This window comes from uncultured Ellagibacter sp., from assembly GCF_934636505.1.
In the GTDB taxonomy this organism is placed as follows: domain Bacteria; phylum Actinomycetota; class Coriobacteriia; order Coriobacteriales; family Eggerthellaceae; genus Ellagibacter.
The window spans coordinates 1-10214 of the sequence record NZ_CAKUAL010000067.1; the positions used below are offsets into that span (position 1 = coordinate 1).

Genomic DNA, 10214 nt, shown 5'->3' on the forward strand with positions numbered 1-10214 from the left:
CTTGATGAGACGATCGAGGAGTTCCCCGTCGCTCTCCAGGCCTCTGTCGAAGCCATTTGCGACCAGGGATTTGAACTGGCTGAGGAAATGGGCGACCGCATCAAAAAGGATTTCCTGAAACGCAGGGAGTTGATGGCTTAACGTCGGAGCCTCTCTTCGCTGCCAGGGGCCCTGTTCGGTCGTGCGTCTCGCTCAATCGGTCGACTGCTCGCAAGACGCAGGAAGGCCCCGGCAGTTCGCATGCCGGTGCCTTCCCATAGCGCTCGCTTGCGGGCTTAGCCCTCGCTGTTCGCGATTGCCTGGTCGATGAGCTTGCTGAGCGTTTTCTGCTGCTCGGGGGACGTGATTGCGCCGACGATCGGGTCTCCCACGATGTTGCCGTTCTTGTCGACGACGTAGGTGGTCGGGTACGAGAACAGCTCGGAGGTGAACTTCCCGGCCTCGCTGCTCGACGCGAACCAGACGTTCTTGTACGTGACGCCCTTCTTCGCGAGGATGTCCTTCGCCTCGGAAATCGCGGTCGCGTCGCCGTCGAGCGTGAAGGAGTTCACGCCCACGACCCGGCCGCCCTTGCCGGCGAGCTCCTTGTTGAGCGCTTCCAAGTCGCCCAGCTCGCCCACGCACGGCTTGCAGGTGGTGAACCAGAAGTTGACCACCGTCACCTTGCTCCCCGAGAAGAGCTTGTCGCTGGTCACTTCGTTGCCGTCGAGGTCTTTCCCCTGGAAACTCGGGAACTTGCCCGCACTGGTAGCGGCGCCTGCGCTATTCGGCATGCCGGCGCTCGACGCGTCGACGCTCTCCCCCGAGCTCGGGGAACTACCGCATCCGGGGAAGTCCTTCTCGAGGGCCGCGAGCTTGTCCTCGATTTCCTTCACCTGCTGCGCTCCGGTCTTGAGCGTCTTCAGCTCCTCGGCCGAGAACTGGTCCTTGGCCCCCTCGATCGTGTCGAGCAGGAAATCGCCGTAGTTCTTGCCGTCCTCGATCATCGGTGTGTCCTTGTTAGCTGCCAGAAAGACTTTCTCCCACAGCTTCGAGTTGCCGGAGAGGATCTCGTTTTCCTTCTGCATGAGCTGTTGGTGCAGCTCAGTCGCTTCCTCGGTGTTCTTCGGCTGCGTTGCCAGCAAAGCCGCGATATCGGTGTTGCCGCTTGTGGAGTCGGCTTTGCTATCCTTAGGAGCCGAACAGGCTGCAAGGCTGAACGCCAAAAGGGAGACCACCAGCACTACCGCAATTTTCGTTAGTTTCATAATCATTCCTCCATTTGCACTTGTTTGCATTGCTTGTCGTTTTCTCAATTCGTCAGTTCTCTTCGCACTGCTGATCCGGTTGCTTTTCCGGCAAGCTCAGGCCGTAGCTGAAGCCGATGGCGTCGGTCGGGCAGGCCCTTATACACTTGCCGCAGCGGATGCACTCGGTGTGATTGGGCGACTCGGTGACCTTGACGTCCATCTTGCACGTCTTCGCGCACGTGCCGCACGAGATGCATCGGTGCTGGTCAACCTTTATTCCAAGCAGGGATACCTTGTTCATGAACGCATAGAGTGCGCCGAGCGGGCAGACCCATTTGCAAAATGGGCGGTAGATGAGTACGCTCAAGACGACCACTGCGATCAGGACGACAAGCTTCCAGGTGAACAGCGCCCCTAATGCGGAGCGTATGCCGCTATCGACGATGGCGAGCGGAATCGCGCCTTCGAGCACTCCTTGCGGACAGAGGTACTTGCAGAAGTACGGGTCGCCCATCCCGACGTCGTTGACAAGCAGCGCGGGCAGCAAGATCACGGTGAGCAGCAGCACGGCATACTTCAGGTACCTAAGCGGTTTGAGCTTCCTTGTAGACAGCTTTTTGCCAGGGATTTTATTCAGCAGCTCCTGCAGCCAGCCGAAGGGGCAGAGGAACCCGCACACGAAACGCCCCAACAGCACGCCGATGAGGATCAGAAATCCGGTCACGTAGTACGAGAAGCTGAACTTCGACGAGCTCACGATCGCCTGAAACGACCCGATGGGGCAGGCTCCTGTGGCAGCGGGGCAGGAATAGCAGTTCAGGCCAGGTACGCAGACCGCTTTGCCCTGCCCCTGATAGATAGTGCCCTTGAAAAAGTTCGGCAGGTGGATATTGGTGAGCAGCGTCGCGCCCGCTTGGATCCAGCTACGGAAGCGGCTCAAAAACTGCGATACGGGGTTTCTTCTCTTATCCAATTCCGATGCACTCCAAGCACAGTCGAATCGCCTTGGCCAGCACGGCTTCCGCCTCGCTCCTCATCGCGCCGAAACACACCATGGCCACTCCGGCTGCCAGCAAGGCAATTTGCGCCGCAGGCTTTATCGCTTTGAACAATCCAATCGCTCCTTTCATTCACTTTCTAATATTTGATCTGCGGAAACCTACTCTTTGAACAGATCGAGGAGGTATCCGTAGTCTTCGGAGTGCATCTTCTCGTACGGCACGAAGCGCAAAGACGCGCTATTGATGCAGTAACGCACGCCGTTGGGGGACTCTGGGTCATTGGTGAACACGTGGCTGAGATGGGGATCGCCAGCGCGGCTGCGCACCTCGGTTCGACGCATTCCGAGGCTGTTGTCCTCCTTTCGGGAGAAATAAGCCTATTCCTTCCGTTCCGCGATCCATTGGAACATATCGCCTATAAAATCCGTGTTAAGAGAGACGGCGTCTATGCGAGGAGGCCCGCATGCGCATTTTGGTTGTTGAAGACGAACGGTCGCTGGGCGATGCGATCGCGCGCAGCTTGAGGCGCCTTGCGTACAGCGTCGACTGCTGCCACGATGGGCGGGAAGCGCTTGACCTGCTTGCGGTTGAGAACTTCGATCTTGTCGTGCTCGACCTGAACCTTCCTGGCGCGGATGGCATGACAGTGCTTAGGACACTGAGAGAAGTTGACTGCGAGACCAAGGTGCTCATCTTGTCGGCGCGCAGCGAGGTTGCCGAAAAGGTGGCGGGCCTTGACGCGGGCGCGAACGATTACCTCACGAAGCCGTTTCACCTCGAAGAGCTTGCGGCGAGGATACGCAGCCTCACGCTCAGACGTTTTACGCAAAATGATGTGCTGCTGACCTGCGGAAATCTCACTTTCGACACAAAGGCGCGTCGGGCGGCTGTAGGCGAGGAGGCTTTGTCCCTCACGCGAAAGGAAATCGGGATACTCGAGTATATGATGCTCAATCAGGGACGGCCGGTCAGCCAGGAGGAGCTGCTCGAACACGTGTGGGACAGTAGCGTGAACAGCTTCAGCAACTCGATCAGGGTGCACATCTCCGCCTTGAGGAAGAAGCTGCGCGCTGCCTTGGGGCACGACCCCATACGCAATCGCATCGGGGAGGGCTACGTGATGGAGGATGTCTCATGAAAAGGCTCTCGCTGCAGTGGCGCATCACGCTGATGACGGCCCTTCTCGTGTGCGTGATGTGCGTGCTGATGAACTGCCTCATCGGGTATTCGGGAATGCGTTACATGGACTCGATCGGCAGTGGCATATCGGCGTGCGCCGACATCGACGGGGGTGCCGCCGCGTCGTTCGACCCCGACAACCGCGAGCTCGACGAAGAGCTTACGATCGTTGTGAGCAACGCACAGGAATCCTTCAGTGCGACCAATTGGCTTATCACGGTTGCGGTGACGCTGCTCGGTGGCGTGCTGGCGTACTTCGTCAGCGGCCGCGCGCTCAGGCCACTGCGGGCTTTTGCGTCGCAGGTCGAGAACGTGCAGCCGAGCAATTTGGCGGACATGAAGATCAGCGAGGACGTGCTGCCCGAGTTCCAGCAGTTCAGCAAGTCGTTCAACAGCATGATCGACCGCCTTGACGAGGGCTTTAGCGCACAGCGGCAGTTCACGGGGAACGCTGCGCACGAGCTGCGGACGCCGCTTGCGCTCATGCAGGCGCAGGTCGAGCTGTTCTCCGCCGAGCATCCCGACATGGGGCCTGAGGAGGCTGCCTTCCTCGAGCTTCTGCAGGAGCAGACCGAGAAGATGTCGCAGATGACGAAGACGCTGCTCGAGATGAGCGAGCTTCGCAGCGTGCCCTGCAACGACCGAATCGAGTTAGCGCCGATGGTCGAGGAGGTTCTCGCTGACCTTACGCCCCTCGCCGAGGCGCGCGGCATCGCCCTTGAGCGTAGCGGGGATGCCCGGCTGACCGGCAGCGACACGTTGATGTATCGACTCATGTTCAACCTGGTCGAGAACGCAATTCGGTACAGCCGACCCGACACGGCGGTCCGCGTCTCCGCCTGTGAGGAGGGCGGGCGCGTTGTTCTGCGGATCACCGATGGCGGCCCAGGGATTCCCGAGCAATTCAAGGAAAGCATCTTCCAGCCGTTCTTCCGCGTCGATTCGTCCCGCAGCAGGGAATACGGCGGCGTTGGGCTGGGACTTTCGCTTGTGTGGGAAATAGCCGCACTTCACGGCGGCACGGTGGAGGTCGAGGCGAGCTCTGGGGACGGCACCGTCATGCGCGTGGAGCTCCCCGTTGGGGAGATCGCCGCGACCGCGTGACGCGCAGGGGGCGCACTGCGACCGTCCCGATGGCGCCTGCGTGCCGATTGGGGCCATTGACGTTGAAAAATCCCTCATGCGGCGAGCGCCGATTGCCGTTTTGCTGCTTACGGAGCTTTTCGAAAATTAGCTATACTAGACTTATTCGATTGCGAGCAATCGTTTCCGATGCAAAGCCTCTGCCTGTTCAAGGCGCGCGTAGCATACGTTTTCCAAATAGGAGCACTGTGGAAGCGAAGGTAAGGAGCCTTCCTTTTCATTGAGCTATGCTGCAGTTTGCCCGTCACGGGGATCGGGCGTGCGGCAAGGTTGCGGTTTCCCACAGGAGGGACACTCCGCAGGAAGCGCACGAGAAAGGGGTTTGTAATGTTGGAGATTGGCGAAAAGGTGGTCTATCAGCACCGGGTTTGCACGGTGACGGGCATTCGCGAGGCATATATCGACGGGCGCGACTACTATGAGCTGGAAGCGCTTTACGAGAGGGCCCTTAAGCTTTTCATCCCGGTGGAAAAGGCCGTTCTGCCTGATTTCAGGCCGGTGATGACCGAGCGTGAAGCGTTGAGCCTGATCGATTCCATCAAGGATATCGACGACATCACTCCCGAGGAAATCGAGTCAAGCGCCGCCTCTGCGCCGTTTGACCGAAGGGAAGAGTCTGAATATTCCCGCCGATTGCATTATTTCTCTTCTGACCAGCTTATTCGCATAATGCGATTCTCCTACGAGCGCTCGCAGGCCCGCTCTGCCCGAGGAAGGGCTGCCACCGAAACGGATAAGCGCTACCTGCGACTAGCTCAGGACCTGTTGTGCGATGAGCTGGCAGTGTCTTTGAACCTCGATCGCGAAAAAACGCCCGAGTTTCTTCTCCATCGTATCGAGAAGGTCATGAGCGGCGCTGCCTGAGTCCTGTTTTTTGCCGGCTGGGGGAGTTTCTGTAGCTGCGAGTATTCTGCCTTCGGTTGCGCGCCGGCCTCAGGGATGATTTTGGCGCCATTCCCCAATAGAGCCTATTTGTGACTGGCCCCAAACCGCGATGTGCAATTCATATCGCGGCACAACTCAGCTTGCCCATGAAGATTGCATGCGCGCGAGTTTAGTTCACGCAGATGACGTGCAGGGCATCCCCGTCTACGGTGAAGGCGACGTCGTGCGAGGAATAGGCGAGGTGGTACACGCGCGAGGGGTCGTGCTTGCTTCCCGCGCGCCGCGGGTCTTGCCTCAGAACCTCGACGAGGCCGGTGAGCTTGTCTTCCTCGATTGATTCGCGAAGTTGATCAGGGAAGTCGACCGTAAGCTCGTGCCACGGCGCGTCTTCGATCCATCCGCCGCGGGCATCGGGATGGCAGTCGGCGAAGGGGATATAGGGCTTGATGTCGAGAATCGGCGTGCCGTCTCGCAAATCGGCCCCGAGGACGTGGAGCACGGGCCCGGCGTCGGTTCGTTTCACCCGATCGAGCTTCACGCAGCTCAAGCCCAGCGGATTCGGGCGAAAGGGGCTGCGCGATGCGAACACGCCTACTCGCTCGGTGCCGCCCAGTCGCGGGGGTCGCACGGTCGGCGACCATCTGGCGTTTGCCCCGTTTTTGTTGGGTGCTGCATAATCGGTGGCGATGTCGTCGGCGGTTCCGCCGGGCACGCCGTTTTCGAATTGCCAGATCAGCCAGAGATGAGAGAAGCTCTCGATTCCCGAAACAGCCGACTCGAGTGCGTATTCGGGCTCGAACACGATGTGTCCTCGCAGATGGGGTGCGAGAAAGCTGTTGCGGGGTATCCCGAACTTCTGCGGTAGGTCGGTGCGAATGTGCGCTATCGGCTTCATGCTGTTCCTAAGCTAGGGTGGTCGTCTGACATTGCGGGTTCTATGTGCTCATCAGCCAATCTGCTGGCGCAAGGCTTGCCCCGTGCGCCAAATGAAGCGCAACCTCGCAGATGAGCCAGTCGCTACCGCTTAATCCAGGAGGTCTCGGGACGGCAGATAAGTCGCGCGTTGTTGTACGCCATCTCAATCGTGAGGCAGGTGCGCGCGGCGTAGAACCCGTCTTCGCGCTGGATGGTCAGCGCCAGTTCGGGCTTGTCGCTGGTCAGGCACAGCGGCAAAAGCAACTGGATTCTGCCGCCATAGAACTGCGGCACGGCGAGCGTATAGTTGGCCGCGGCGCGGCGGGCTGCCTCGACGACAGCGCCCTCGAAGGCGCGGCGCAGCAGCAGCGAGTTGTCTTCTCCCATGAGGCTCGCGGGAATGCGCGTCAAGTTCTCCTCATCGCCTAAGATGTGGTCGATATTGGACCGGATGGGCAGGCGGTAGTCGAAGACGAGCTCAGAGGGATCCTCGGCAAAGTGCACGCGGCAGGGCAGGTATTCGAAGGCGACCAGCATGGGGTCACTCTCTTTGAAAAAGCCCTTCAAAAACCAGTGCTGGCGCGCGTCGGGCTTGGTGTTGGGCTCGAACAGGCCGTAGATATTCTCGTAGCGGCGTGTGTACAGGCCGGTGTTGAACAGGCAGCGGCCGTCGTCGAACACCAATGGCAGGTTGGACGGCGCGGTCTGGTTCGCGTCGCGCTCGGTAAGGAACACCGCGCGGCTAAACGAGAACGACAGGTAGTTTTTGAGAATGCGGTTGTTGAGGCCCCAATCCTCGGGATCGGCCAGGTCGACCAGGCGGTCATAGCAGGGCTCGGGGCAAAATGCGAAGTCGTATAGGTTGCTGCACAGGGTGCTAGGGATTTCCATATGGCGTCCTTCTGGTAGCTGGGCGGTCAATCGGCTTGATTTTACACGTACGAGCGAGGATTGACGCGTTGGCATTCCTTAGATGTCGTCCGAAGTCTTTCGTCGCATATTGATTTGCGAGTGAGACAAATCACCCGACCCCAGTCTCGACCGAGCTCGGGGTGGCGAGACGATTTCGGCGACGGCGGGCTTTGAGTTTTTTACCGGTCAGCCGAATATGCGTGAATAGGGCCGACGGTAATAGGACAATACTCGAAATTGACATCAGAATCAGGAGGAGATGCAACATGAAGGCAAAGTTCGTGCATCGCTGCACTCTGAAATGTTAATAAGTCGTGTCATTTCTTGGGAAAAGACGCATTGGAAACGATTTCGCACGATAAAAAGGCGCCTTGTCAAGAGCAAGGCGCCGCGGATAATTCTTTTCGCACATTACCATGTTCCAAAGCATAATTGCAGACTGTCTTTTCGCCTGGTTTTCGGGTATTAAGCCTTATCTGGTTTATCAGAAAGGGTGGTGTGCATGTTTGAAGTGATGGCGCAAATTGGGTTTATCGGGGCGATGCGGGATGCGGGTTGCAATCTCTCCAACCGGGAAGTCGAGGAGGTCGTTCGGACCGAAGCAGCTTGCCTGGCGGAAAGCAGTCGGATTTGCTTCGGGGAAGGGGCGTCAGCGCGACTGATTCGGACGTTTTCGGATTCCGCTTACTTTACGGGCAACGCTGCGAATACTTTGATGGAACTTGTCGAGTCGTTCTACGAGCTGCGCGATGATCTGCCTGCGCAGGTGGCCGACCAGGAGATTGTCGAAGCGCTGCGGGAGTGCTTCGACGGCGAGGCGGCTGGTGACGTGGGGCTGGCTCTTTCGTTGTCGAAGGACAGCCTTTCGTCTTGCGAGGGCATGCGAGCGTATGAGATCACGGACGAGGACGGTCTGCTTTATCGCTGGGATCCCGATGAGTGGCTCGACGACGTGATTGCCGACGGATGGTATGGCGAACGTTGGGGTGAAGACTGTGACTAATGCCTTGTTGAGCCTGGACGGCTTTAGCTCCGAGCGGGCGATGCGGGGATTCGCCGAGCTGATGACTCACGTCTGCCAGCTGTATACCTTGGGGGGATCCTCCAGCGTGTCCCAGCAAGAAGGCTACGACTTGGCAGAGTCGGTGCTGTACGTGTTGGGCTTCTTCGGCGAAGAGCCCGAGGTGGCGGTATCTCTTCTGGAGTCGGAGGACGTGGTGGGGGCTTGGACCGAAAGGCGAAAGCTGCTGGAAGCTCGCATCCCGGAGGTCATGAGTCTTTGGCGCCAGGTGGTGGTGACTATGCCTCCATTTCGAAACATCGCGCTGAGGGACACGCTTGCCAGCATTGAGAGGCTTCCCAACTGCTACGACACGTTCTTCGCTGCGCATCAAGTCCCTTGCAGCATCGACTACCCGTTGAGCGCTCCTGTTTCCGAGGAGCTGAGGGGTCTGGATTACGTCGAGATGTGGCTTGCCCAACTGCTGGAGGAGGCGCGTTTTCTTGCGCGATTCGATTTGGATGACATGGTTGAACATTTGGAGTCTTGGTGTCCGGACTATCGAGGACTGCTGATCAACCTGTATGAACCAATTCGCGATCGCTTTGCTTGATAGACGACAGTGCATCCCGATAGCGCCGAGGCGCACTAATCGAACCATAAAAAGTACTTGAATATTGGGGGCGGAAGCTCCGAACCCATCCTCTTTCGTCGAGCCTGCTTCAGCTAGTTCTTCTTAAAGGCGCTGATGCCGCTGAAGAACTTGCTGCATGTCTTGCCGTCCTCCTTTTTCCGGGGGAGCGCCGCAATCTTCCGCCACCGAATTTTTTCGCGCTCATTCTTGACAACGACGTAGCGTCATCGGAAAAAATATGATGGATACCGTGTTACGAAGAGGCAATGATGTGCAAACCTATTGGTCAAGACAGCAAAGAACCCGATCAGAATCTTATGACGGTCGGAGAATTAGCCGCACGTGTGGGTGTTACCGTTAGAACTATTCAGTACTACGACCAACGCGGTTTGCTTCATCCCACCTGCAAGGGCGAACAAAACCTCAGGCTGTACTCGAAAGCTGACGAAGAGCGCTTGTATCGTATCGTCACGCTTAAATATTTGGGCCTGTCTCTTTCCGAAATTCAGCAAAGCGAAAATCAAGAAGTGCAAGAAGAGTTGACAGCTGCTCTTTCCAAGCGGGAGAGGGAGCTCGAGCAGAAAAGCGCTGATATTCTTCGCGAGATGAATACGCTTAACGAATTGAAATCTCACGTCGAGTCTGGAGAAGAGACCGGATGGCAAGCGCTTGCAGAAGCGGTTGGCGCAGCAAAAGAGCGCGAGAATACTCTTTGGTTTGCTATTGCCGGCGAATCGAGAGGTAATGCGCCCGTGCCTGAGCTTTCGAAAGACGATATTCGCGCTTGGCATGAATTGATGGGCGATACGATTGAGGCAATGCATGACGGGGTGCTGGTTTCGGACGAGCGAGCTCGGCAGCTGGCTATCCGCTTTTCTGCATTGGGCGGTATGAGCCATGCGCTTGCAGGACTCAAGCGATTAGCCAATCAGCGCAAAACCGGTCCAAAGCAATATGGCCGTGACTTCTATGCCGGCATTCAACGGCGCACGCTGAGCTTTCTTCAAGATGCTCTTGCGTATTTCGACCTTGAATAGCCGATTCGGTTGGCGATGCGCGGCAAGTGACTCTTCTGCGACCGTTTGCCCTTTCCTCGTCGCTTAGTGTTGACGACGACGTTGCGTCGTTCGATATCGTCCTTTTTCGCGATAAGGAAGCGAGAGAGGAGCAGCCGGTGATCGTATCGTGGATGACCACAAATTGCTGCAATCTGAAGTGCGCTCACTGCTATCAGAACGCCGATGAGCGCAATGGGCGCGAACTTTCTACCCGTGAAGCGAAAGTCATGATCTCTCAGATTGCTCAAGCTGGTTTCA

11 protein-coding genes and 1 pseudogene are annotated in these 10214 nt (G+C 57.8%); 6 read left to right on the forward strand and 6 right to left on the reverse strand.

The features are described from left to right. Nucleotides 1-275 precede the first annotated feature (275 nt). The 4 genes and pseudogenes from Q0G18_RS07680 to Q0G18_RS07690 all read right to left on the reverse strand — a co-directional run. The gene (locus Q0G18_RS07680) at nucleotides 276-1247 is read right to left on the reverse strand and encodes a TlpA disulfide reductase family protein (RefSeq protein WP_297151594.1); all 972 of its coding nucleotides are present in this window, start codon (nucleotides 1245-1247) and stop codon (nucleotides 276-278) included. A 52-nt stretch (nucleotides 1248-1299) separates the two neighbouring features. After that, a complete protein-coding gene (locus tag Q0G18_RS07685; protein WP_297151597.1) occupies nucleotides 1300-2202 on the reverse strand; it encodes a 4Fe-4S binding protein in 903 nt (300 codons plus the stop codon). Then, nucleotides 2195-2359 carry a CD1871A family CXXC motif-containing protein gene (locus tag Q0G18_RS09490; protein WP_366769246.1) on the reverse strand — a complete coding sequence of 55 codons (165 nt, stop codon included), beginning with the start codon at nucleotides 2357-2359 and terminating at the stop codon, nucleotides 2195-2197. Before Q0G18_RS09490 ends, Q0G18_RS07685 begins: the two co-directional genes overlap by 8 nt. Before the next feature lie 29 nt (nucleotides 2360-2388). Further along, nucleotides 2389-2586: pseudogene (locus Q0G18_RS07690) on the reverse strand (peptide-methionine (R)-S-oxide reductase); the annotation flags it as partial. A 107-nt stretch (nucleotides 2587-2693) separates the two neighbouring features. Between Q0G18_RS07690 and Q0G18_RS07695 the strand changes: the two are divergent. From Q0G18_RS07695 to Q0G18_RS07705, 3 genes are all read left to right on the forward strand, one after another. Continuing rightward, nucleotides 2694-3368, forward strand: coding sequence for a response regulator transcription factor (locus tag Q0G18_RS07695; RefSeq protein ID WP_297151599.1), 675 nt, complete (start codon nucleotides 2694-2696; stop codon nucleotides 3366-3368). After that, nucleotides 3365-4513: an ATP-binding protein gene (locus Q0G18_RS07700; protein ID WP_297151602.1), complete on the forward strand. Its 1149-nt coding sequence runs from the start codon at nucleotides 3365-3367 to the stop codon at nucleotides 4511-4513. The genes Q0G18_RS07695 and Q0G18_RS07700 overlap by 4 nt, the downstream gene beginning before the upstream one ends. 366 nt (nucleotides 4514-4879) lie before the next feature. Continuing rightward, complete coding sequence (locus Q0G18_RS07705) at nucleotides 4880-5416, forward strand: CarD family transcriptional regulator (RefSeq protein WP_297151605.1); 537 nt, start codon at nucleotides 4880-4882, stop codon at nucleotides 5414-5416. 190 nt (nucleotides 5417-5606) lie between these two features. On the opposite strand, the gene Q0G18_RS07710 is transcribed toward Q0G18_RS07705, so the two are convergent. Both Q0G18_RS07710 and Q0G18_RS07715 read right to left on the reverse strand, forming a co-directional pair. Next, nucleotides 5607-6332, reverse strand: coding sequence for a tRNA (N6-threonylcarbamoyladenosine(37)-N6)-methyltransferase TrmO (locus Q0G18_RS07710; RefSeq protein ID WP_297151608.1), 726 nt, complete (start codon nucleotides 6330-6332; stop codon nucleotides 5607-5609). A gap of 122 nt (nucleotides 6333-6454) precedes the next feature. Continuing rightward, nucleotides 6455-7243, reverse strand: coding sequence for a DUF3825 domain-containing protein (locus Q0G18_RS07715; protein ID WP_297151610.1), 789 nt, complete (start codon nucleotides 7241-7243; stop codon nucleotides 6455-6457). A 523-nt stretch (nucleotides 7244-7766) separates the two neighbouring features. On the opposite strand from Q0G18_RS07715, the gene Q0G18_RS07720 reads away from it, so the two are divergent. From Q0G18_RS07720 to Q0G18_RS07730, 3 genes are all read left to right on the forward strand, one after another. Beyond that, nucleotides 7767-8267: a DUF6323 family protein gene (locus Q0G18_RS07720; RefSeq protein WP_297151612.1), complete on the forward strand. Its 501-nt coding sequence runs from the start codon at nucleotides 7767-7769 to the stop codon at nucleotides 8265-8267. Then, nucleotides 8236-8877 carry a DUF6179 domain-containing protein gene (locus Q0G18_RS07725; protein ID WP_297151614.1) on the forward strand — a complete coding sequence of 214 codons (642 nt, stop codon included), beginning with the start codon at nucleotides 8236-8238 and terminating at the stop codon, nucleotides 8875-8877. The genes Q0G18_RS07720 and Q0G18_RS07725 overlap by 32 nt, the downstream gene beginning before the upstream one ends. A 287-nt stretch (nucleotides 8878-9164) precedes the next feature. Continuing rightward, nucleotides 9165-9935, forward strand: a complete 771-nt coding sequence (locus Q0G18_RS07730) for a MerR family transcriptional regulator (protein ID WP_297151617.1) — start codon at nucleotides 9165-9167, stop codon at nucleotides 9933-9935. Nucleotides 9936-10214: the final 279 nt, after the last annotated feature.